The organism is Bacillus sp. DE0042, from assembly GCF_007680225.1.
GTDB classification, from domain to species: domain Bacteria; phylum Bacillota; class Bacilli; order Bacillales; family Bacillaceae_G; genus Bacillus_A; species Bacillus_A wiedmannii.
Genome location: NZ_VEJP01000012.1, coordinates 71,089 through 94,381, shown reverse-complemented (window position 1 = coordinate 94,381; position 23,293 = coordinate 71,089). Strand labels below are relative to the sequence as shown.

The 23,293-nt window shown below is 37.3% G+C and carries 24 protein-coding genes and 12 tRNA genes; 3 read left to right on the top strand and 33 right to left on the bottom strand.

What is annotated here, in order from left to right:
• Positions 1-79 precede the first annotated feature (79 nt).
• The 13 genes from FS802_RS28960 to FS802_RS28900 all read right to left on the bottom strand — a co-directional run bounded on the left by FS802_RS28960 (position 80) and on the right by FS802_RS28900 (position 1,829).
• Positions 80-150: transfer RNA gene (locus tag FS802_RS28960), tRNA-Gly, on the bottom strand.
• A gap of 1 nt (position 151) precedes the next feature.
• Positions 152-228 (bottom strand) — tRNA-Pro (locus FS802_RS28955).
• A gap of 3 nt (positions 229-231) precedes the next feature.
• A tRNA-Arg gene (locus tag FS802_RS28950) sits at positions 232-308 on the bottom strand.
• A 97-nt stretch (positions 309-405) separates the two neighbouring features.
• A tRNA-Leu gene (locus FS802_RS28945) sits at positions 406-488 on the bottom strand.
• Between the two features lie 16 nt (positions 489-504).
• A tRNA-Lys gene (locus FS802_RS28940) sits at positions 505-577 on the bottom strand.
• Positions 578-582: 5 nt separating this feature from the next.
• Positions 583-657 (bottom strand) — tRNA-Gln (locus FS802_RS28935).
• 87 nt (positions 658-744) lie between these two features.
• A tRNA-Asp gene (locus FS802_RS28930) sits at positions 745-820 on the bottom strand.
• Between the two features lie 3 nt (positions 821-823).
• Positions 824-900 (bottom strand) — tRNA-Met (locus FS802_RS28925).
• Positions 901-924: 24 nt separating this feature from the next.
• A tRNA-Val gene (locus FS802_RS28920) sits at positions 925-1,000 on the bottom strand.
• A 4-nt stretch (positions 1,001-1,004) separates the two neighbouring features.
• Positions 1,005-1,079: transfer RNA gene (locus FS802_RS28915), tRNA-Glu, on the bottom strand.
• Positions 1,080-1,087: 8 nt separating this feature from the next.
• A tRNA-Ser gene (locus FS802_RS28910) sits at positions 1,088-1,178 on the bottom strand.
• Positions 1,179-1,181: 3 nt separating this feature from the next.
• Positions 1,182-1,256: transfer RNA gene (locus tag FS802_RS28905), tRNA-Asn, on the bottom strand.
• Between the two features lie 114 nt (positions 1,257-1,370).
• Positions 1,371-1,829 (bottom strand): SprT family protein, encoded by a 459-nt coding sequence (locus tag FS802_RS28900; RefSeq protein WP_000344252.1) that lies wholly within the window; start codon positions 1,827-1,829, stop codon positions 1,371-1,373.
• 195 nt (positions 1,830-2,024) lie between these two features.
• Here FS802_RS28900 and cmpA point away from each other — a divergent pair, with 195 nt between their 5' ends.
• On the top strand, positions 2,025-2,141 hold the full coding sequence (gene cmpA / locus FS802_RS28895; protein WP_001143642.1) for a cortex morphogenetic protein CmpA: 117 nt from the start codon (positions 2,025-2,027) through the stop codon (positions 2,139-2,141).
• 59 nt (positions 2,142-2,200) lie between these two features.
• Here cmpA and FS802_RS28890 read toward each other — a convergent pair whose 3' ends face one another.
• The 6 genes from FS802_RS28890 to acpS all read right to left on the bottom strand — a co-directional run bounded on the left by FS802_RS28890 (position 2,201) and on the right by acpS (position 8,144).
• Positions 2,201-4,369, bottom strand: coding sequence for a Tex family protein (locus tag FS802_RS28890; RefSeq protein ID WP_000426249.1), 2,169 nt, complete (start codon positions 4,367-4,369; stop codon positions 2,201-2,203).
• 68 nt (positions 4,370-4,437) lie between these two features.
• Positions 4,438-4,788 (bottom strand): type II toxin-antitoxin system endoribonuclease NdoA, encoded by a 351-nt coding sequence (ndoA, locus tag FS802_RS28885; RefSeq protein WP_000635963.1) that lies wholly within the window; start codon positions 4,786-4,788, stop codon positions 4,438-4,440.
• A 4-nt stretch (positions 4,789-4,792) separates the two neighbouring features.
• A complete protein-coding gene (locus FS802_RS28880) occupies positions 4,793-5,080 on the bottom strand; it encodes an antitoxin EndoAI (protein WP_000004570.1) in 288 nt (95 codons plus the stop codon).
• 309 nt (positions 5,081-5,389) lie between these two features.
• The gene (gene alr / locus FS802_RS28875; RefSeq protein ID WP_000398151.1) at positions 5,390-6,559 is read right to left on the bottom strand and encodes an alanine racemase; all 1,170 of its coding nucleotides are present in this window, start codon (positions 6,557-6,559) and stop codon (positions 5,390-5,392) included.
• 118 nt (positions 6,560-6,677) lie between these two features.
• Positions 6,678-7,628, bottom strand: a complete 951-nt coding sequence (locus tag FS802_RS28870; RefSeq protein ID WP_002203768.1) for a LolA family protein — start codon at positions 7,626-7,628, stop codon at positions 6,678-6,680.
• Between the two features lie 156 nt (positions 7,629-7,784).
• On the bottom strand, positions 7,785-8,144 hold the full coding sequence (acpS, locus tag FS802_RS28865; RefSeq protein WP_000635044.1) for a holo-ACP synthase: 360 nt from the start codon (positions 8,142-8,144) through the stop codon (positions 7,785-7,787).
• Between the two features lie 92 nt (positions 8,145-8,236).
• Here acpS and FS802_RS28860 point away from each other — a divergent pair, with 92 nt between their 5' ends.
• A complete protein-coding gene (locus FS802_RS28860) occupies positions 8,237-8,809 on the top strand; it encodes a rhomboid family intramembrane serine protease (RefSeq protein ID WP_000906923.1) in 573 nt (190 codons plus the stop codon).
• Here FS802_RS28860 and uvsE read toward each other — a convergent pair.
• The 14 genes from uvsE to FS802_RS28785 all read right to left on the bottom strand — a co-directional run bounded on the left by uvsE (position 8,802) and on the right by FS802_RS28785 (position 21,968).
• Entirely contained in the window at positions 8,802-9,764 is a 963-nt protein-coding gene (uvsE, locus tag FS802_RS28855) for a UV DNA damage repair endonuclease UvsE (protein ID WP_000961178.1), read from the bottom strand. The two genes, FS802_RS28860 and uvsE, sit on opposite strands and share 8 nt — an antisense overlap.
• 93 nt (positions 9,765-9,857) lie before the next feature.
• Positions 9,858-11,441: a degradosome RNA helicase CshA gene (gene cshA / locus FS802_RS28850; RefSeq protein ID WP_000206597.1), complete on the bottom strand. Its 1,584-nt coding sequence runs from the start codon at positions 11,439-11,441 to the stop codon at positions 9,858-9,860.
• 305 nt (positions 11,442-11,746) lie between these two features.
• Positions 11,747-13,123, bottom strand: a complete 1,377-nt coding sequence (gene murF, locus FS802_RS28845) for a UDP-N-acetylmuramoyl-tripeptide--D-alanyl-D-alanine ligase (RefSeq protein WP_000610688.1) — start codon at positions 13,121-13,123, stop codon at positions 11,747-11,749.
• A gap of 60 nt (positions 13,124-13,183) precedes the next feature.
• Positions 13,184-14,269 carry a D-alanine--D-alanine ligase gene (locus FS802_RS28840; protein ID WP_078183745.1) on the bottom strand — a complete coding sequence of 362 codons (1,086 nt, stop codon included), beginning with the start codon at positions 14,267-14,269 and terminating at the stop codon, positions 13,184-13,186.
• Positions 14,270-14,638: 369 nt separating this feature from the next.
• A complete protein-coding gene (locus tag FS802_RS28835; RefSeq protein ID WP_000799710.1) occupies positions 14,639-15,910 on the bottom strand; it encodes an MDR family MFS transporter in 1,272 nt (423 codons plus the stop codon).
• A gap of 108 nt (positions 15,911-16,018) precedes the next feature.
• Entirely contained in the window at positions 16,019-17,434 is a 1,416-nt protein-coding gene (gene bcaP, locus FS802_RS28830) for a branched-chain amino acid transporter BcaP (RefSeq protein ID WP_000809356.1), read from the bottom strand.
• Between the two features lie 230 nt (positions 17,435-17,664).
• On the bottom strand, positions 17,665-18,837 hold the full coding sequence (locus FS802_RS28820; RefSeq protein ID WP_000499910.1) for a homogentisate 1,2-dioxygenase: 1,173 nt from the start codon (positions 18,835-18,837) through the stop codon (positions 17,665-17,667).
• Positions 18,803-19,759: a fumarylacetoacetate hydrolase family protein gene (locus FS802_RS28815; protein ID WP_000674018.1), complete on the bottom strand. Its 957-nt coding sequence runs from the start codon at positions 19,757-19,759 to the stop codon at positions 18,803-18,805. The genes FS802_RS28820 and FS802_RS28815 overlap by 35 nt, the downstream gene beginning before the upstream one ends.
• A 66-nt stretch (positions 19,760-19,825) precedes the next feature.
• A complete protein-coding gene (hppD, locus tag FS802_RS28810) occupies positions 19,826-20,944 on the bottom strand; it encodes a 4-hydroxyphenylpyruvate dioxygenase (RefSeq protein WP_000810916.1) in 1,119 nt (372 codons plus the stop codon).
• Positions 20,945-21,254: 310 nt separating this feature from the next.
• The gene (locus FS802_RS28805; protein WP_001083700.1) at positions 21,255-21,365 is read right to left on the bottom strand and encodes a DUF3948 family protein; all 111 of its coding nucleotides are present in this window, start codon (positions 21,363-21,365) and stop codon (positions 21,255-21,257) included.
• A gap of 42 nt (positions 21,366-21,407) precedes the next feature.
• Positions 21,408-21,515: a DUF3948 family protein gene (locus tag FS802_RS28800; RefSeq protein WP_000664237.1), complete on the bottom strand. Its 108-nt coding sequence runs from the start codon at positions 21,513-21,515 to the stop codon at positions 21,408-21,410.
• A 44-nt stretch (positions 21,516-21,559) separates the two neighbouring features.
• Positions 21,560-21,676 (bottom strand): DUF3948 family protein, encoded by a 117-nt coding sequence (locus FS802_RS28795; protein WP_000654250.1) that lies wholly within the window; start codon positions 21,674-21,676, stop codon positions 21,560-21,562.
• A 35-nt stretch (positions 21,677-21,711) separates the two neighbouring features.
• Positions 21,712-21,819, bottom strand: coding sequence for a DUF3948 family protein (locus FS802_RS28790; protein WP_000664237.1), 108 nt, complete (start codon positions 21,817-21,819; stop codon positions 21,712-21,714).
• Positions 21,820-21,860: 41 nt separating this feature from the next.
• A complete protein-coding gene (locus FS802_RS28785; protein WP_000664237.1) occupies positions 21,861-21,968 on the bottom strand; it encodes a DUF3948 family protein in 108 nt (35 codons plus the stop codon).
• 451 nt (positions 21,969-22,419) lie between these two features.
• On the opposite strand from FS802_RS28785, the gene FS802_RS28780 reads away from it, so the two are divergent.
• On the top strand, positions 22,420-23,292 hold the full coding sequence (locus tag FS802_RS28780) for a Cof-type HAD-IIB family hydrolase (RefSeq protein ID WP_000766417.1): 873 nt from the start codon (positions 22,420-22,422) through the stop codon (positions 23,290-23,292).
• Position 23,293 lies beyond the last annotated feature (1 nt).

Below are 23,293 nucleotides of genomic sequence, written 5' to 3'. Positions count from 1 at the left end.
AAAGTTAGTTTGTCTAGCATCTAAAAATAAAAATTGACGTTTCACGTTGTTTGTTTCGTTCAGTTTTCAAAGAACTAAAAGCGGGTGAAGAGAATCGAACTCTCGACCAGAGCTTGGAAGGCTCTTGTTTTACCACTAAACTACACCCGCGTGGTCGGGAAGACAGGATTTGAACCTGCGACCCCCTGGTCCCAAACCAGGTGCTCTACCAAGCTGAGCCACTTCCCGTTATGGCGCGCCCGAGAGGAGTCGAACCCCTAACCTCTTGATCCGTAGTCAAACGCTCTATCCAATTGAGCTACGGGCGCTTATTCATGATGTTTTTTCGTCGTTGTATTTTGGCGACTCAATTATCTTATCATACTACATTTTCAAATGCAAGTACTTTTTTGAAAGATTTTTTGATGCGGCCGAGAGGACTTGAACCTCCACGGGGTTTCCCCCACTAGGCCCTCAACCTAGCGCGTCTGCCGTTCCGCCACGACCGCGCGGAAAAAACAAAAGTGAGCCATGAAGGATTCGAACCTTCGACCCTCTGATTAAAAGTCAGATGCTCTACCAACTGAGCTAATGGCTCGTAAATGGCTGGGCTAGCTGGATTCGAACCAGCGCATGACGGAGTCAAAGTCCGTTGCCTTACCGCTTGGCTATAGCCCATCGAAATATTTATCTTCTTTTCAAAGACAAATGTTATTGTAACATAATGCCCAATAAAAAACAACTGCCAAATAGCAGAAGTTAAAATGGCGGTCCCGACCGGGGTCGAACCGGCGATCTCCTGCGTGACAGGCAGGCATGTTAACCACTACACCACGGGACCATTTGGTTGCGGGGACAGGATTTGAACCTGCGACCTTCGGGTTATGAGCCCGACGAGCTACCGTGCTGCTCCACCCCGCGATGATACTATTTATATAATTTATATGGTGGAGGATGACGGGATCGAACCGCCGACCCCCTGCTTGTAAGGCAGGTGCTCTCCCAGCTGAGCTAATCCTCCGAAGTGGTGACCCGTACGGGATTCGAACCCGTGTTACCGCCGTGAAAGGGCGGTGTCTTAACCACTTGACCAACGGGCCAGTATGTATGGCAGAGAAGAAGGGATTCGAACCCTCGCACCGCGTTAGCGATCTACTCCCTTAGCAGGGGAGCCCCTTGAGCCACTTGGGTACTTCTCTGTATGGCTCCGCAGGTAGGACTCGAACCTACGACCGATCGGTTAACAGCCGATAGCTCTACCACTGAGCTACTGCGGAATAATAAAGACAATTTGTATCTTATAAAATTTCTTATCGTAAGTCAAGATGTTTTTTCACAACATCTTGTACAAACGTGACATGTTTATAATATACTGGATTGCGCTTTCACTGTCAAGATGTTTTCTTTATCAGGTTCAGTTTCCCTTTACACTTTCCGCAGACATATCTTTTTGTATTTATTTGACGTCTTCTTACATATTGAAGCAAACAGCCCATACATTCATACGTATAAACCTTTTTTTCCTTCTCTTCATTAATTATTCGTTTACAAAAGCGTGGCGCATCAACTTCTTTTAACAATTCACGAAAATCTCTATCCCGGTGCTTATAGCCCCTTCCTGTAATATGTAAGTGATAATGACAAAGCTCATGTTTAATGATTCCGACTAATTCTTCTTTCCCATACATTTCGTAATATCGATAATTCAGTTCAATATTGTGTGTATTCAATAGATAACGTCCACCAGTTGTACGCAACCTACTATTGAACATAGCTCTATGTAAAAATGGCATTCCGAAGTATTGTAGTGATACTTCTTCCACCAGACGCTGTATTTCTTGCTCATCCACTCTCATTCCTCCTAAACTAAAAAATATTTTTACACTTTTCTCCTCCCTTATACATATATTAAATAGTACATATACCCATCCTCATTCAAGAAGCGTGGTTTCTAAAAATATAGCATGAATAGAAATCCACTCACCAACCTCTCATCAATAGTACCTTAGATTTTTGAGAGTAGGATTAAACAAGGAGGGATTCCTATGCCTACGTGGCTAAAAAAACAAATGCAACGCGCATATTTTGAAAAAAACCGGTATCAAATTAAATTACTAAATGAATGCTGGTTTTATTATAGCAAAATACATCAAAGCTCATAATCCATTACACGTTTTATCCCATAAAAAAAGAGAGCAGTTTCATCTGCTCTCTTCTCTTACTATTCTATCGGCAACATGGATAGTGCAACGCGACCTTTTTTCGTATCAATATCATCTACCCATACCTTTACGATTTGTCCGACAGATACAATATCTAACGGATGCTTCACATACTGTTTGCTTAGTTTAGAAATATGTACTAAACCATCTTGTTTTACACCTACATCAACAAAAGCACCAAAATCAACAACGTTACGGACTGTTCCTTCCAGTTCCATACCACGTTTTAAATCTTCTAATTTCAAAATCCCTTTTTTCAGAAGCGGTTTAGGCAACTCATCCCTCATGTCTCGCTCTGGACTAATGAGCGCATCTATAATATCAACTAACGTTGGCTCCCCAACTCCCGTTTCTTGCGATAACTTAGAAATCTCCACTTCTTCTAAGCTCTTTTGTAATTGCAATTGCCCTACGTCATCTTTTGATAACCCTAGACTCTTCAATAACAATTCAACATTTTTATATTGTTCTGGATGAATACCCGTTCGATCTAACGGATTTGCCCCTTCTAATATACGTAAGAAACCTATGCATTGTTCATATGTCTTCGCACCTAGACGCGGTATTTTCTTTAAGTCTGTTCGTTTTGTAAATTTCCCTTCTTCTTCACGCTTTGCCACAATATTTTTCGCAACAGTTTTCGATAAACCCGAAACATATTGCAATAACGCAACTGAAGCTGTATTTACATTCACACCGACTTGGTTAACTGCCGTCTCTACTACAAATGTTAATGATTCATTCAACCTCTTTTGAGATACATCATGTTGGTATTGTCCAACCCCAACTGATTTAGGATCAATCTTCACAAGTTCAGCAAGTGGATCTTGCAGACGTCTCCCAATAGAAACAGCACTTCTTTCTTCAACCTGTAAATTCGGAAATTCCTCACGAGCTAAATCAGAGGCCGAATACACACTCGCACCAGCTTCGTTCACAATAATATAGAAGACTTCTTGTTTCACATTTTGTAATACATCAACTATAAATTCTTCCGATTCTCTAGAAGCTGTACCATTCCCAATCGCAATCATTTCAACTTGATATTTATCTATAATAGAAAGAACTTTCGTTTTTGCATCTTCATATTTACGAACAGGTGGATGCGGATAAATAACATCAATATATAGAACCTTCCCCGTATCATCTACAACAGCTAATTTACAACCCGTTCTATATGCAGGATCTACAGCTAACACAACCTTTCCTTTCATTGGAGGTTGTAATAACAAATTACGTAAGTTCTCAGAGAAAATATGTATCGCTTGTTCCTCAGCTGTTTCTGTTAATTCTTTTCGAATCTCTCTTTCAATGGAGGATTGAATTAATCGTTTATAACCATCCTCAATTGCTAACTTTACATAATGTGCACTTTTAGAATCGTTATCACGAATTACTCTCTTATATAAGAAAGTTACTATCTCATCTACTGGTGGAACAACAGAAACTCTCAATATATCTTCTTTCTCACCGCGATTCATCGCTAATACACGATGCGGCACTACTTTCTGCAACGGTTCTTCATAACTGTAATACATTTCATATATATTCTTTTCATCTTTCTCTTCATCTTTTACGGACGAAGACATAACACCTTTTCTAAAAGTAACATTCCGAATCCAACTACGATAAGCTGCTTCATCTGAAACGATTTCTGCAATAATGTCTTGGGCACCTTGTAATGCTTCTTCTGCAGATTGCACTTCTTTCTCTGCATTAATAAACTCCACTGCCTTCTGATTTGGATCTTCTTTCTTATATAACAATAACCATTCAGCTAACGGCTCTAGTCCTTTTTCTTTTGCAATCGTTGCTTTCGTTCTTCTTTTCTCTTTATATGGACGATATAAATCTTCTACTTCTTGCAACTTTACAGCTTTAACAATTTGCTGACGTAACTCTCCTGTCAGTTTCCCCTTCTCATCAATAAGACGAAGAACCTCTTCTTTCCTATCTTCAAGCTGCATCATATATTGCCATCTCTCTAAAATTGTACGAATTTGCACCTCATCTAAAGAGCCTGTCCATTCTTTTCGGTAACGAGCAATAAATGGAACTGTGTTACCTTCTTCTGTTAATTGAATAACATGACGAACTTGCTTTTCGGTAAAGCCTAATTCCTTCACTAACATTTTCATTAACGCTTGTCGATTATCTACCATTTCCATATACAACCGTAACCTCCTCTATAATAAAAAAAAGTTGCCCTGTAAAGAGAGCAACTTAAACTGCCGATTTAAAAATCTATTAGTCCTAAACTAATTTGTAGCGCTTCATCTACACGAATCATCATCACTTCATCTAAGTGAGTGATTTTGTCCGTTAAGCGCTGCTTATCGATTGTTCGAATCTGCTCAAGTAAAATAACAGAATCTCTCTCAAAACCGTACTTTTTCGCATCAATTTCCACATGAGTGGGTAATTTAGCTTTTTGAATCTGTGCAGTAATAGCCGCTACAATCACCGTTGGACTAAAACGATTTCCGATGTCATTTTGAATGACAAGAACCGGACGAACGCCTCCTTGCTCAGAACCAACAACTGGGGAAAGGTCTGCAAAATACACGTCGCCGCGTTTTACAATCAAAATATTACCCCCCGCTAACTAAGCGTTCTACTGTATGAGCTGCTTCATACTCTGCTAAGAAAGCTTCCGATGCAATACCAAGATTAATTTTTCCCATTTCAATGTACCCACGTCGCATTGATTCATGTTGGTAGCGTTTCTTCGTCTTATGTTGACGCAATAACAGTTGTGTTGCCTGGCAAATTAGTTCATGGCGATTCTTATTCTCTTGTTTTCCAATTCCGTCCAATTCCGTTACCATTTGCTTTGGCAACCGAACCACGATTTCAGTAGTTACACTTGATTCGGACACAAAAATACACCTCCACCGTCAACTACACACCCAAATATATATATGACACCTATTGTAATAATACCATTGTATGGAGCCTGTTGCAAAGACTTCCTTATTCCTTGCTTATGTTTTCCAATTCACAAACAAAACATTCATATTCTTTTATTTTTATCTTATTACAAACAAGAAACGCAAGAGTTTCCCAGCAAAATTCACATTAAATTATGTTAAAAGTAATGATAAGTAAAAAGCTTCTCATCAAAAATGAGCTTATTCTTAACCAATGAACAGTCCTCTCAAATGACAAGAAGCAAATCATACTACCTTCTATATATTATTCAAATAATTGATTACTTCTACAACCTTGCCGTGCCGTATGAATATTCTCGGCACACGGAAGCTTATCGTTGCAATAATTTCATAATTAATAGTCCCAGAATATTCAGCAACCTCAGTAGCACTAATATACTCATCACCTTGTTTTCCAATGAGTGTAACTTTCGTACCAAGCGGCACTTCACAAGGAAGGTGTATCATGAATTGATCCATTGTTACTCGACCTACAATCGGTACCCTTTTACCATTTATAAGCACTTCGAACCCTTGTAATCTTCTAAGCCAGCCATCTGCATATCCAATCGCAACAGTTGCAATCCATTCTTCCGTTTTCGTTCGGTAAGTGACGTTATAACTAATCCCATCCCCTTTAATCACCTGTTTAATATGAGCAACTTTCGTATGCAATGATAGCGCTGGTTCTAATTTAAACGGTAAAAAAGGGCGTATTTCTACAGACGGGGATAATCCATACATCGCAATGCCAATTCGTACTGCATTAAATGTAATCCCTTGAAAACGTAGCGTTGCAGCACTATTAGCTGTATGGACAAACTTAGGATCCACTCCGAACTCTTTCAACCAACTTAACTGCTGCAAAAATGTGTTATATTGCTTATCAAAGTAAGAAGTCTCCACCTCATCCGCTGTTGCAAAATGTGTATAAACTCCTTCTAATTCTAAAAATGGTGCACCTTCTAAACTCTTTAAAAATCCTTTTAATTCTTTTCGTTCGCGTATTCCAATTCTCCCCATACCACTATCGAAATTAATATGGTATTTCATTGTAGATGAACCATCCCAAAGTTTGATCGCTTCATCCACCCATTCTTTTTGAAAAACAGTTAACGCTACATCATTTTCAGCAGCTACATTGACATCACGAGGCGGGGAAGGACCTAACACTAAAATCGGCACAGTAATACCAGCCCTTCGAAGCACTAGAGCTTCATCTAAAAAGGCAACCGCTAACCTTGTCGCCCCTGCTTCTAATGCCGTTTTAGCTACCGGTACATAATCATGTCCATATGCATTTGCTTTGACTACAGCAAAAATCTCTACATCACTTGGAATGAAATCTTTAATGTGTGTAATATTGTTATAGATCGCATCTAAATCCACTTCCACCCAAGTGTCACGATAAAATGGTGCTCCTTCCATAAATACACTTCCTTATACACGATATGCGACGCTTATTCTTTTATATGCTTCTTTTATGAAATCCACCCTTCAAACTAAGAAAAGACGTGGTGCACATATATCACCACGTCTAAGAAGTTTACTTCACTTGCTTCTCTGTAACTGAACGAGCAACCATTAATAGCTCCTTCGGCTCTAAACCTTTAGACACGAGCATATATTCTACTCCGTTATGCGACCACGTTAAAGAATCTTTCGTCAATGCCCCAATTGTAAAGCCAAGATCAACCAATTCTCCGCTCACACTTATCGCTGACGAAGCCTCTGCAACTTTTGCCTTTTCTTGTATCAAAGTAAAGGATTTCTTACTTCCAGTGTATGTGAGTATCGCACGCTTGCCACTGTCTGTCTTCAACTCTTTTTCATCTTTCAAAACCATACCTTGCGGCGTATCACGCGGATACAAAATAGCAAATGGTTTGTCTTCTTTCGCTGTTGTTTGAACATCTACTCGCGCTCTAGACATATTTTGTTTCGTATCAAATGCACCTTTATCAAATTTCGCATCAAATTTCACTTTTGAGAAATCTACTTTCACAAGAACATTTTGATCATTATCCATTAACTTCACCGAAACTGGTGTTAAATCACTTTTCTTCAATGTAATCTCTTGTTTCGGCAACATGTTTTGATGTTGATAGTTTGTTTTTGTTTTAAAAATATAATACTTATCTGTTTTTTCAAAAGTAAGGTTTTTCTTATCCTGCAAAATATCTCTCACAAGGGATTCATATAAATAAGCCTGGCTACTATTTTGCGGCCAATCACTTTGGAAACGGAAACTCTTATTAAGTGCTGGCGTTAATACAAATACCCCTTCTTCATTTCTTAAAATAATTTGGCTTTGATCTTTTTTCGCATTCTGCAAATTCACACGATAAAAAGAAGGTTCCTTATGCCATATTTCTACCTTGTACTCCTGAGGCTCATTCCCTGTTTTAATAGATAATTTTGCTTCAGCTTGATAACTTTTCATCCCTTTTACTTTCGCCTCTAAATCTCTCACAACATCATCTTGTTTCTTTTCCATACAACCCGCCAACACAAAAACGGTTAATAAACCGACAAGAACTAAAAACAGACGCCTTTTCATCACTTCAGCCCCTTTGCCCCTATAAATGAATGGAAGATGTACCTTCCTTATCGCTACATCAAATATATGAGACAAAGATATAAAATATGCAGACTAGCGTGACGAGCTTTCTAAAACAACTTGAGCAACAGCAAATTCCTTACTATGACTAATTGATAAATGAACAATATGCTCTGTACTTGTAACGAGAATCGGCTTACCTCTATCATCATTCCTTACTTCAATATCTAAAAAACTTACTTCTTTTCCAATACCAGTTCCTACCGCTTTTGAATACGCCTCTTTCGCTGCAAATCTTCCAGCTACAAACTCTGTAAGGCGACTTCCCTTCAGCTCCTTAGCAACATTACGTTCACTTTCAGTTAAAATACGCTCCATAAATTTAAGTTTTCCATCTAGCATTTTTTCAATTCGATTCAATTCAATAATATCGATTCCAATCCCTACAATCATTTCAAAATCCCCTTCTTCTATTTAGCTTTCTTTTTTCATATTGTAAGAATAACAGAGAATCTTTCTGATGCAAAAGGAGTGATACTCACAACATGCTAATACCTTCTGCCCGCATTTCCTTACAACCAATCGTCATCGCTTTACTTCTCATACAATTAGTCATGATTATGTTAGGCGACTTTCTTCTCTTTCCCATGGCATCCTACAATGAATATATCGCTAAAGGAGAATGGTGGCGTCTCATAACTTCCTTACTTGTACATGTAGACTTACAACATTTCCTTTCTAATAGTATTTGTTTATTTGTGCTTGGCTCTTCTATTGAAAAACAACTAGGGCACTTTTCTTTCATCATTATTTTTTTCCTTTCTGGCATTCTTGGAAATATTTCTTCTTATCTCATTATGCCTCTTGAATATATTCATGCCGGGGCATCTGGTGGTATTTTCGGATTGCTAGGTGCACAATTATTTCTATTGTATAGTCGATATCGTTCTTCCAATCCAAGAGACATTGCCATTTTTTCAATCATGATATGTATATTACTACTATTCACTTTCTTCAATCCCTCCGCTAACCCTATAAGCCATTTAACAGGATTGATTATTGGCGGTATTTGCACTCCTTTATTAACAAAAAAATTCGATGGTGCAGAGCTTATTTAATATAAAAGCTCGCACCATCGACAATTTCTACATCTGTTTGTTTACTTAAATCTCTCATTAGTTGAAATAAAGACTCATCCTTCTTCTTCGCCTCAATCATACAATCAATTTGCGAAACACTTCCCTTTATCTTTTTTAAAAAAGATAAAAAAGTATCTACATCAATAAAGTCCGCATGCGCTCTCGGGTCTTTTCCCTCTCTAGGACTAGAAATGTGCATTTTCACTGGTAACAAAGACGATTCCCACGTATGTACAACACGCGCCCAATCTTCATGCCAATCTTCTCGATCATTATTCATCATATGGTGATGCAAATCAAACACGACTGGAATATCTAATTTTTCACCTAAATACAATGTTTCTTCTAAAGAAAAGGTCGTATCATCATTTTCTAATATGACCATCTCTTGGATACTTCTTGGAACATTTGACCAATTTTCTACAAAGCGTTCTAATGCGAGTTCCTTATCTTTATAACCTCCACCCACATGTAATACGCATCGTTGCTTATGTTCAATCCCCATACCTTTTAATAATTTTTTATGCATCTGCAATGTCTTTACAGATTGTTTAAAAATATTCTCTTCAGGTGAATTCAGCACAACGAAATGATCTGGATGAAAATCAATACGCATATTCATTCGAATAGCGTAATCACCTAGTACTTTTAAATTTTCTTTTAAGGGGCGAATATAGTTCCACTCTAACAACTCCCCATGATTCGCTAAAGGAACAAGCTTGGAACTAAGCCGAAAGAAAGATATATCATGCCCTTTATTATGCTTTAATAACCGTAAACAATTTTCTAAATTCGAATTAGCAATTCTTTCGAGTTTACGAATTGCAGCCTCCCTATCATCAATTCGTTGAAACTGCGCATATGTCATCGTTTGAGATGGAGATGCATTCTTTAAATGTACACTCATCGCAACATACCCAAGTCTTACAAGCATGTAGCACCTCTTTTCTACACAAGTTATTATGTAGTATGTACAATTACAGAAATAAAAAAAGAGAATGCCGGCAAAGGGCATTCTCTTTTTTTATTAAGCTTGTGGACGGCTATGATGTTTTCTTTCGCCACGTCCATTTGAAGATCCAGGGCGACCTTGACCTTCACCTTTACGACCACGGCTACCACCATCACGATTACGATCACGGTTACGGCCATCGCCACCACCGCGTCCGTCACGATTGCGATCACGGTTACGACCATCGCCACCGCCGCGTCCGTCACGACTACGATTACGGTTACCATCACGGTATCCGCCTCCGTTACCGCCGCGTTTTTTAGAACCGCCACCTCTTGAAACAACTGGTGGTTCTGATGTTAAAGCGATTGGAGTTGTATCTGGCTCTTTTGTCATCATTTTTAAAGCAGCAGCTACTACTGTTACAGAATCATTCTCTTCTAACATTTCTTCTGCAATACGCTTGTAGTATGATAAATTATCATTTTCAATTGTGCTTTGAAGTTTTTCAGCGATTAAACGTTGTTGACCTTCTAATGCCTCGTCAAGTGTCGGTGCTTCCATACGATCAACTTTACGTTTTGTAGTGCGCTCGATATTTTTTAATTGTCCTGATTCACGTGGTGTTACAAATAACATTGCAATACCTTTTTTACCTGCACGGCCAGTACGACCGATACGGTGAACGTATGATTCTGGATCTTGTGGGATATCGAAGTTGTATACATGTGTTACGCCTGAAATATCAAGACCACGTGCAGCAACGTCTGTTGCAACAAGAACTTCAATAGCACCTTCTTTAAATTTACGTAATACAGACATACGCTTCGCTTGTGTTAAGTCACCGTGAATACCTTCTGCTGCATAACCACGTAAGTTTAATGCTTCTGATAATTCATCAACACGACGCTTTGTACGACCGAATACGATTGCAAGCTCTGGAGATTGAATATCTAATAAGCGTGTTAACACGTCAAACTTTTTCTTTTCTTGCACTTCTAAATAGAACTGCTGAATGTTTGGCATTGTTACTTCTTTTGCTTTTACTTTAATGTGTTGAGGCTCAGTCATGAAACGCTCAGCAATACGACGGATTGGATCTGGCATTGTCGCTGAGAATAATAATGTTTGATGTGTATCTGGCACATCTGTTAAAATCGCTTCAATATCTTCAATGAAGCCCATGTTTAACATTTCATCCGCTTCGTCAAGAACAACTGTCTCTACGTTTTGTAAGCGAAGTGTTTTACGGTTAATATGATCTAAAATACGACCCGGCGTACCAACAATAATGTGTGGGTGTTTTTTTAGAGCACGAATTTGGCGGTTAATATCTTGACCACCATAGATTGGTAAAATACGAACGCGTTTATGTTTACCAATTTTGTACAGCTCTTCTCCAACTTGAATTGCTAATTCACGCGTTGGCGCGATAACAATACCTTGAACTGCTTCTTTATTTGTATCCACTTTATCTAATAGTGGTAATCCGAATGCTGCTGTTTTCCCTGTACCTGTTTGCGCTTGCCCAATAATATCCTTACCTTGCAATGCATGTGGAATTGTTTCAGCTTGAATCGGCGTAGCCTCTTCAAAGCCCATACTTTCAACAGATTGTAGTAAAGACTCACTTAATCCTAATTCTCGAAATGTTGTCAATGTTACTTCTCCTTTTCTATCCTATACTTATCATTTAAAAAAAGGCGTTTTCCGAATTTGCGGAAAAGCCCTTTTCCTGAATGCTCACGTATATAAACGGGCGTATATTCTTCGCGAAAATACTTCTAAACGTTATTACACTTTATCAATTATAAGTTTTGTATGTGCAAAAAGCAAACCCAACTGTTACCTTATTTTCATATTCAGAGTTTTTTTCTTCACTTTTATTTTTTTATATTTACTGTAAGCGCTTATTATAAGTTTCTTCTATTTTCGCATCTATCATCCCTATTTATATACACCAATTATTTCAACATCGTAATTACTTCTTCCAATTTCATGCCACGAGATGCTTTTATTAATACAACATCTTTCACATCAACTACTGCTTGTAACTCTTTTACTAGCTCTTCTTTATTATCATACGCTTTTACACGCTCAATAGGGAAATTAATTTTCGCTCCTTCAGCAATTTGAGCCCCTAATTTACCATATGTGAACACATATGCAATTTTTGCTGGATCGATTAATTTACCGACTTCATAATGAAACTGTACTTCTTGATTTCCAAGCTCTAACATATCACCGAGTACAACGATCTTCTTAGCAAATCCATCTAAACCGTTCATTAAGTCGAATGCTGCTTCCATAGCTGTCGGACTTGCATTATAAGCATCATTGATAATTGTTAATCCACTATCCGTTTTTACAATTTCCATACGCATGCCCGTCATTTGAAGTGTTACTAAACCTTGTTTCATTTCTTCCCATGTTACACCAAAATGTTTCGCAATTGCCATTGAAGCAAGCGTATTATACACATTATGTTTCCCCAATACTGGTAAGTAGAATGAAATATTTTCATCTCTATTCATTTTAAAATGTGTCCCAGTCGCCTGTAATGCTACAGTCGTTGGATAATAATCATTTGCTCTAGCATCACCAAACGTAACTGTTTCAGCTATTAAATTCATTTCAGGAACACGATTTGTTAATAATGGCTCATCTCCGTTATATACGAATACTCCACCTTCTTGTAATCCTGTCACAATTTCTAATTTCGCTTCAGCAATTGCTTCACGAGAGCCTAAATCCATTAAATGCGCCTCACCGATGTTCGTAATGATAGCTGCATTTGGACGTGCTAACTTAGATAAGAATTCAATTTCCCCTCGGCTCGACATACCCATCTCTAATACAGCTACTTCTGTATTTTCTTCTAAGTTTAAAATAGTAAGAGGTAACCCAATATGGTTATTGAAGTTTCCTTCTGTTTTTTGAACTTTGAATTTAGTCGCAAGAAGACTTGTTACAATATCTTTTGTAGATGTTTTACCATTACTCCCTGTCACACCAATAACTTTCACATCCAATTGATCGCGATAGTTTTTCGCTAACATTTGTAATGCCGATAGCGTGTCTTCTACAAAAATAACGGGAAGATTCTCAGGTGGATTTGCTACATCTTTCATCCATAATGTCGCCACAGCTCCATTTTCAACGGCTTTATCTACAAAAGCATGTCCATCGAAACGTTCACCTTGAATCGGAACATATAGGTTGCCTTTTTCGACTTTTCTCGTATCAATAGACACTCCTTGTATAGTAATTCCCTCATATTGCTCTGCTAATCCCGTACCATTTACCATCTGTTCTACTTGTTTTAACGTTCGATTTATCATGAGAACACTCCTTACATAGAGGAAGCACTATTCCTGCGAATAGTGCTTCCTCCTTTTTTGTTAGATTGTATATTTAATTTTTTGTTTTTCTTCGTGACGCTCAATCGCTAAACGAATTAGCTCTTCAATTAATTCCGGATACGGTAATCCAGTATGTTGCCATAGTAGAGGGAACATACTAAACGGCGTAAACCCTGGCATCGTATTCACTTCGTTAATATATACTTCTCCATCTTTCGTTAAGAAGAAATCAGCTCTTGTTAAGCCAGCACTATCTAACGATTGGAATGCAATAATTGCATCTCGCTTAATGACATTAGACTCTTCTTCTGTCATTTCAGCCGGAATAATTAATGCTGTATCGCCATCGATATATTTCGACTTATAATCATAGAAGTCCTTTTTCGGTACGATTTCACCTACAACTGAACATTTCGGTTCATCATTACCTAATACACCAACTTCTACTTCACGTCCAACGATATTTTCTTCTACAATAATTTTGCGGTCAAATTGGAATGCCTCTTCAAATGCATTCTCAAGCTCTTCACGATTTTTACACTTATTAATACCAACACTTGAACCAAGGTTTGCTGGTTTTACGAAGCAAGGATATCCTAAAACTTCTTCTACTTTTTCATATGCTGTTTCACAATCTTTTTCCCACGCACTACGAATAAACGATGCATACTTCGCTTGTTTCAATCCAGCTTCTGCGAAGATGTTTTTCATAACAACTTTATCCATACCAGCAGCAGATGCTAGAACACCATTTCCTACATAAGGAATGTTCATTAATTCTAATAATCCTTGAACCGTTCCATCTTCACCATTTGGTCCATGTAATAATGGGAAAATAACGTCGATAGCATTTTCCTCAGAAGCTGCAGATGGAATGATTTCTGTGCTTAATGATAACGGAGAAATCGCATTTTCTGCGCCGCTCATTTTTAGAACTTCAACATCTGTTACTTCACCTTCAATACGCCCACCGCGAACCCATTGACCTTGTTCTGTAATATAAATTGGATGAATCTCGAATTTATCTTGATTTAATGCTTTAATAGCAGCAAGAGCCGTTTGTAGCGAAACTTGATGCTCAGCTGATTTTCCACCATATAATAAACCTAATTTAATTTTTGTCACTGAAATCACCCTAACCAATTGTTTTCATTTTTCTATTTTAGCACTTTTTATAAAAATAGGTAGTTCCTATTTGAAATAAAATGTAACTTCCACAAATAATTAAATGACACCACTTATTGGTTTTCTATACTTTTTCTACTTAACTTTCTTCATAAATATACAAAATTAAATTCTAAAATACAGTGAAACTTTAATTAACGAGGGGCCATCCCCACTAATTATCAGCCCGCACCAATCGGGCAGTTATCTCCCGCCGAATTTTGAGGTGGAATTCTTACTGCCCACAAATAGCGGGATAAAATTGTAATCCAATCTAGTTATGTACCTAAAATATGTAGAAATCCCCTTTTTGTGTATGTCATCTACTCATTAAGAAGATTGTTTGGTCAGTGTGCCTTTTTGCCTTTGCTCAACGAGACGATCTAAAGAAACATATACAATACCTGCAACTACACATCCTACAGCTAAAATTGTAAATAGAAAGTGGCCAAGTAATCGATCCAATAAAAAACCGCCAAGAAGTGGACCGAATGCGCCTCCTGTAATCCACTGCAAACTGGCAGCTCCCATATAAGTCCCTCTCAAGTGCTCAGGGGCCAAATTCGCTACAAACGTCATCTGTACAGGCGACATAATCATCTCACCTAACGTATATATGGCATAAACGAACAGCAACGTTATTAAAATAATCGTAGCATTTGCATCAAATTCTCCAAACCACTTCGGTAACCATCCTATAAAGAACAAACCAACTCCGAACAAACATGCACCATATAACATCGTCTTTCCGACAGGTTTATCTGTGGCCCATTTTGAAATTTGAAATTGGAACAACACAACTAATAGTCCATTTAAAGCCATTAAATATGGATATGGATTGTTAGTTCCAAAAATGCCTTTCATTTCATTATCAAAGTGCAGCGGCAACATGCCTTCTGTTTGAGAAAATCCCATCGAAATAATGATACCTGCTAACAAATAAATCATTAGTGCCTTATCTCTCATTACAATTTTCCAAACCACCCCTGATTCCTTTTCTTTATTCTCTTCTTTATTCGCACTCTTTGGCATTGTCTCTTGAATAAGAATGAATACAAGTAATGCATAAAATAACATCGTAGACGAGGCAATAATAAACACAAGGTTCTTCGACAACATAACTACTGAAGCACCCATTATCGGGCCAATTGCAGCACCTATATTGTGCCCCATTCGTAATAAACCATATGCTTCTGTTCTTTTTTCAGGTGCTGTTACATCCGCAACCATTGCTGATGCAGCGGGATGGAATAATGAATTACTGAGCCCTAAAAAAATAGATAAAATAGCATAAGGAATAAATCCTTCTATAAATAAAAAACCTAGCATGAACAAAGCATTACTCACCATTGAAAAAATCATTATTGGCTTTCTTCCATATATATCAGCAATCCTCCCACCAAGAAGAGAACCGAAACTTGCGGCAATCGGAGAAAGTGCCATAATAACCCCTACTTCCAATAACGAATCCACCTTATCTTTTAAATATAGTGCAAAAAAAGGCATCAACATCATCATTGCAATTCCATTTAACGTTTCGCCAATAAACCGAATCCATATGTTTCGGTCCATCTCCCTTAACTCACGCCACGTATTTTTCATACATTCCCCCCTCAGTTCCCCAACAATTATATTATATACACAATCAGAAAAATGTAAATTTTCAGAACAAAAAATCCATCCTAACAGAATTAGAATGGATTTTTCAACTTATAAATTTGCTGCATCTTCTTCGTCTTTACTATTATTTAAAGCACTATGTTTTCGGCTATATAAGAAGTAAACCGCAATACCGATAACCATCCATACCCCAAAACTAATCCAAGCAGTTCCGGATAACTGAAGCATTAAATATAAACAAAAAATCACCGTTAATGCTGGTAAAAATGGTACAAGCGGTGCCTTAAATGCTCTTGGTAAATCCGGATGAGTTCTTCTCATTACAATAACAGCAACAGCTACAAGTGCAAAGGCTGATAAAGTCCCCATATTTACAAGATGCGCTAACACATTTAAATCTATTAATCCTGAAATAAGTGCTGCAATAATTCCTGTTGTCCATGTATTTAAAAATGGTGTTTTAAATTTTGGATGGACTTTAGCAAGGCGCTTCGGCAATAATCCATCTCTACTCATTGCATACGAAACACGTACTTGCCCATACATCATAACTAACATTACTGTTGTGATTCCTGTAATTGCTCCTACTGAAATTACTCCCGCTAAACTATCTTGTCCAATAAATTGAAGTGCAAAAGCAACTGGATCTGATATATTTAACTGTCCGTATGGAACAATTCCTGTCAAAATAAGTGAAACAACAATATAAAGAACCGTACAAATTAATAAAGATGCAATAATGCCAATTGGTAAATCACGTTGTGGACGTTTCACTTCTTCTGCTGCCGTTGAAACTGCATCAAACCCTATGAATGCAAAAAACACTGTAGCAGCTCCAGCCATTACACCATCTAAGCCAAACGGCATAAAAGGTGTCCAATTTTCAGGTTTTACATAATTAAAACCAGCAAAGATAAATATGAGAACAACCGCTAATTTAATAAACACCATAATGTTATTTATTCGTGCACTTTCACGAACACCTCTAGATAAAAGAACTGTCATCACTAAAATAATTAGAACCGCAGGCAAATCAATTATTCCACCCTTTCCTGTACCAGGGGCCGAGGAGAGAATGGTAGGAATATGGATCCCAAATCCCTTTAATAAAGATTGAAAATAAGCGGACCAACCGTTTGCTACAGCAGATGTAGCGAGTAAATACTCAAGCATTAAGTCCCATCCAATTAAAAATGCGAATACCTCTCCCATCGTCGCATATGTGTACGTATACACACTGCCTGAGACAGGAACTGAAGAAGCGAATTCAGCATAACAAAATGCAGCAAAGGCACAGGCTAAAGCGGCTATCGCAAATGATAATATAATAGCTGGTCCAGAATGTTTTGCTGCTACCACGCCCGTTAGAACAAAAATACCTGTTCCAACAATTGCCCCGATTCCAAGCATAGTTAAATCCAATGCACCCAATGTTCTTGCTAACGTCTTTTGCTTACTCTCTTGCATTAGCTTTGCAATAGGCTTCTTTTGAAAAATTTGCTTCATAGCATGCTCCTCCAAGTTTTAAATTTTCTGAAAATTTTTAATTCGCTTTTTATTTTACTCATTGCACTTTCCCCAGTCAATACTTTTGTCGAAATAAGTAGAAATCTTTCGGAACATACAATATCCTTATCGTTGTTTCTATATATCTTTCCGTAATTTTTTTTGGTATTATTATACATGTCGATTCCACAAAAGAGGCATGCTCACTTATTGAGCATGCCTCTTTTTACCTATTTCACAGTATGTGAACCTTCTTCAATCCAGCTATACATATATTTTTCATCTTCTGTTTCATGTGCTTGCTTTACAATACGAAGCGGACGGAACGTGTCTATCATAACAGCTAGTTCAAGTGTTTCTTTCTTCCCTATACTTCCCTCTGTTTTTCCAGGATGCGGCCCATGAGGAATTCCGCTCGGATGAAGTGTAATAGAACCTTCTTCCACACCTTTCCGGCTCATAAAGTTTCCTTCTACATAGTACAGTACTTCATCACTATTCACGTTACTATGATAATATGGTGCCGGAATAGATTCTGGATGATAGTCGTATAAACGTGGTACGAAAGAACAAATAACGAAATTGTGACCTTCGAACGTTTGATGTACTGGAGGTGGCTGATGAATACGACCTGTGATTGGTTCAAAGTCCTCTACATTAAAGACCCACGGATATAAATAACCATCCCAACCAACAACATCTAACGGATGGTGCCCTAAAACATGTTTATGCATATACCCTCGCGACTTTGTCATTACGACAAACTCACCTTTTTCATCATACGTCTCTAATTTTTCAGGACCACGAATATCTCTCTCACAAAACGGACTATGCTCTAACAATTGTCCATATTCATTCCGATAGCGACGCGGCGTTGTGATTTGACTATTTGCCTCTACAACGAGAAACTTAGTCTCTCCTTCATCTGGAATAACACGATAAATCGTTCCAATTGGGATTGTTACATAATCACCTTTTCGATAGTGAATCGTTCCAAACATCGTTTCAATTTTCCCTGTTCCATAATGAACAAATAACATTTCATCACCATCACCATTACGGTAGAAATAGTCCATTTTTTCTGTTGGAGCCACTACTCCAATTAATAAATCCTCATTCCCAAGCATAAAATTCCTTCCGCTTACTGCATCGCCAGTTTTTTTATTTTCTTTTGTGCGAAAATGACGATGAGCAAGAGCTACATCTTCTTCATACTGCAACTGACAAGAATGAGATAATGCCGCATGACCTACTTCCGTTGGCATATAATGATGGTACAAAATAGATTGCGTACCAGAAAAACCTTTTGTTCCCATTACCTGTTCGCGATAAAGCGACCCATCTTTTTTACGGAATTGTACATGTCGTTTATGAGGTAGCTCCCCCATGTGACGATAAAACATGCCCATCACCTGCTTCCATTTCTTTTTTGACCGTATTACATAACGTACCTAAACCAGTAATCGTAAGTTCTACAACATCCCCATCTTGCAGCCACTCTTCCGTACCCAGTTCTAAAACACAACCTGTTCCTACTGTCCCAGAACCAATCACATCGCCTGGATATAACGTAACGTCTTCCGAAGCACGTTCAATCATTTCAGCAAATGTATAATAAATATCTTGGAAGTTCCCCTTTGATAATAGCTTTCCATTTACATGAGCAGTCATCTCTAACGCATAACGGTCACCGTTACGGTAAACATCCAATTCCTCTTTCGTAACAAGGTGCGCTCCTAATGAAGTTGCAAAATCTTTTCCTTTTGCTGGACCAAGTCCTACCTTCATTTCTGTTGCTTGTAAGTCCCTTGCACTCCAGTCGTTCATAATACAATAACCAAAAATGTATTCCTCTGCTTGCTCACGAGAAATATTTCTTCCTTCTTTCCCAATTACGCAAGCGATCTCTAACTCATAATCAAGCTTTTTAGATTTCTTCGGACCAATTACAAAATCATCCGGACCAATTACAGCACGATGGTTCGTAAAATAAAAAACCGGGATATCGTACCATTCAGGTACAACATCTAGCCCTCTCCGGCCGCGGGCCGTTTTTACATGCTGTTCAAACGCGTAAAAATCCCGAATACTACTCGGATTAGGAATTGCCGCCGCTAATTGCACTTCCTCTAAGGAATATATACCCTTTTCTGGATTCTCTATATTGCGCAATACTTCTACATACTCATCCGCTTTCTCTAAAAAGGCGAACATAGAAGAAGGTAATTTTCCATCACTAGCAAGATTCATATCAATTACTTTGTCACCTTCCAGCCATCCAGCTCGCATTTCTTTCGAAGGAAGACGAAATGTAACAAATTTCATCATGATTCCTCCCTATAAAAATGAAATTTCCACCAGCAAAGAGACTTTTGCTGGTGGATACAAATCTTATAAGTTTCCGCGACGTTCCTGTTCTCTTTCAATTGATTCAAATAATGCTTTAAAGTTCCCTTCTCCAAATCCGCGAGAACCTTTACGTTGAATAATTTCAATAAATAAAGTTGGACGATCTACAATTGGTTTCGTAAAGATTTGTAGTAAGTATCCTTCCTCATCGCGATCTACTAAAATCTTTAATTCTTTTAACCTATCAATTTCTTCATCAATTTTCCCAACTCGCGCACTTAACTCATCATAATAAGTATCAGGTGTATCTAAAAACTCCACGCCATTTTCACGAAGTGCTTCCACTGTTTTAACGATATCGCTTGTTAATAAAGCAAGATGTTGTACACCTGCTCCATTATAGAATTCTAGATATTCTTGAATTTGCGATTTTCTCTTGCCATCTGCTGGCTCGTTAATAGGGAACTTAATACGACTTCCATTTGTCATAACTTTCGACATTAATGCTGAATACTCTGTACTAATATCGTCATCATCAAAATGAATCATTTGTTTAAAGCCCATAACATTCTCATAATAGCTAACCCATTCTTCCATTTTCTCAACATTACCAACTACGTGGTCTACAGCAATTAAACCTGACTCTTCAAACGGAATATTAAACTCCACCTGTTGGAATCCTGGCATAAATGTTCCTTTATAATTTTTACGCTCTACAAGCGTGTGAATTGTATCACCATACGTACCAATAACTGCTTTTTTCAATGTACCGTTCTCGTCTGTTAATTCCACAGGTGGAGCAATCGCGACGGCACCACGTTTCACAGCTTCCGAGTATGCTTTGTCAACATCGTCAACAAGTAAAGCAACATCTTTTACACCATCACCATGTGTCTTTACAAATTCTGCGATACGATTATCGCTACTTAAAGCTCCAGACACAACAAAACGCATATTTTTTTGCACAAGAACATAAGATACCTTTTCACGGTTACCAGTTTCTAATCCAGAGTAAGCCACAATTTTGAAACCGAATGCTCTCGCAAGGTAATAACTTGATTGCTTTGCATTTCCTACGTAAAATTCCAAATGATCTACATCACGTACCGGAAAAAAGTCCTCCATTTGTGCAGCTAGCGTATCCATAGATTTTTGTTTCATAAAATCCTCATCCCCCTGTAAATAGATTAAATGGTCCATACTTAAAACCAACCGAAAACGCTTCCAACATCAATTAATAGAAATTAGTTAGCAAGCTAACAAATTCTGACCTTTAAAATTTTCTATCTTTTCTGTCAAATTCCTCTTTTTTTCTTACATATAAAATTCGACTTTTTTCTCTTTACATGACGGAGGGAATATTAATACTTGAAGATATATATGAGAGGAAAACAAAAAAGACCCCAACATATTAACTACTTACTAATATGCTAGAGTCTTTATTTTTTTTGAATGATTGTATTTATATGTCTCATACTAATACATTTGCAAGGAATAAAATAAATGATGTTAATACTACCGCTCCACCTAATGATCCTAATAAATCTGTTTTTGTTACTTGTAACACTTGTTCACTGTTCATATTCCTCATTCTCCTTTCATTTTGTATGATTTAAAACTTCTATTATACTAATACACTTGATAGAAATACGATTAATGCCGTTAAGACTACTGCTCCACTTGCTGATCCTACGAAGTCACCTTTTGTTACTTGTAATACTTGCTCTTTCATATCTTTCATTCTCCTCTCTTTTTTCTTTTGTTACAAAACTTCTATTATACTAATACGCTTGATAGAAATACGATTAATGCCGTTAATACTACTGCTCCACTTGCCGATCCTACGAAGTCACCTTTTGTTACTTGTAATACTTGCTCTTTCATATCTTTCATTCTCCTCTCTTTTTTCTTTTGTTACAAAACTTCTATTATACTAATACGCTTGATAGAAATACGATTAATGCTGTTAATACTACTGCTCCACTTGCTGATCCTACGAAGTCACCTTTTGTTACTTGTAATACTTGCTCTTTCATTCTGCATTCTCCTCTCTTTTTCTTTTATTACAAAACTTCTATTATACTAATACGCTTGATAGAAATACGATTAATGCTGTTAATACTACTGCTCCACTTGCTGATCCTACGAAGTCACCTTTTGTTACTTGTAATACTTGCTCTTTCATTTTATGTATCCTCCTTTTTAATAAGTTATCTATATGTAATTTCTAAGAAATGTTTATTTCATAGTTTTTATGTTAGCGTTACATTAAAGTTATTAACGTAACGTTTGTAACATTAATGTAACATAACTATTGTTACGTTGCAATATAATTACGTAAATTTTATTACACTTTTTTTACGTTTTTTTATAAACACCCTTAAAAACCTTGTTTTAATGCACTTTCTACTAAGTTGGAGTTTGTAATGTTATTGTAATATTACAGTCATATAACGAAACACCCTCATACCTACCTCTATTTTTATTACAAATTAAAGTGCATATTCAAAGTAATAAGATGGCGCCTATCAAATTTTTACTGACGGTTCACGCAAGATAAAATACGATCTTTCCAAGATAAGTTTATATGTTTCCTCTATATAACTATGTATAATAAAAGCAAAGAGGTGGTCATTTTGAAATTAATCGCATTAGATATGGATGGTACGCTACTATCATCTAATCTTGAAATCTCCAAAGAGAACTTACAAGCTATCCAAACTGCAAAAGAGGCTGGTCATATAGTCATGATTTGTTCTGGTCGTGCAAAAGAGGATGCTTTAAAATTATTGGAAGAATATAAACTATCTCTTCCAGTTGGAGCGAGCAATGGGGCAATTGTTTATGTGGATGGAAAAGTAATTAACTCGCGTTGTTTACAAAACGATAAAGTATACAAGCTTGCAAAATTACTAGAATCTGAAGGTTTTCCTTATAAGCTATATACGAATAAAGGAGTTTATTCTCCATATACATGGCAAGATCAAGTCATGCAAGCGTTCAAAGAAAACAAGCATGCACTAGATGTTACACTTGAAGAACTTGAAAGAATTACAGAAAAACAAAAGAAATCAAACTTAATTACTGATTTCCAAAAAATCGAAGATGTTGTAAATAATCCAGAATTAGAAATATCTAAATTCTTCATTTTGACATTTAATGCAGCGCATCGTGCACAGCTATTAAGCATGTTACAAGAAGACACTGATATTTCAGTTACGGCATCAGCTCCTACTAATGTAGAAATTATGGATAAGCATGGTCATAAAGGGAACGGTCTACAAGAAATGGCTGCTTATTTCAATATACCAATTGAAGATACTATTGCGATCGGAGACAACTTTAATGATGTGCCAATGTTACAAGTAGCTGGCTTATCAGTTGCAATGGGAAATGCTGAAGAAGATGTAAAAAAACTATGTGATGTCGTAACATTAACAAATAATGAGCATGGTGTTGCTCACGCAATCGAGAAATTTGTATTGAAACAAACTTCATCTAGTAAATAAA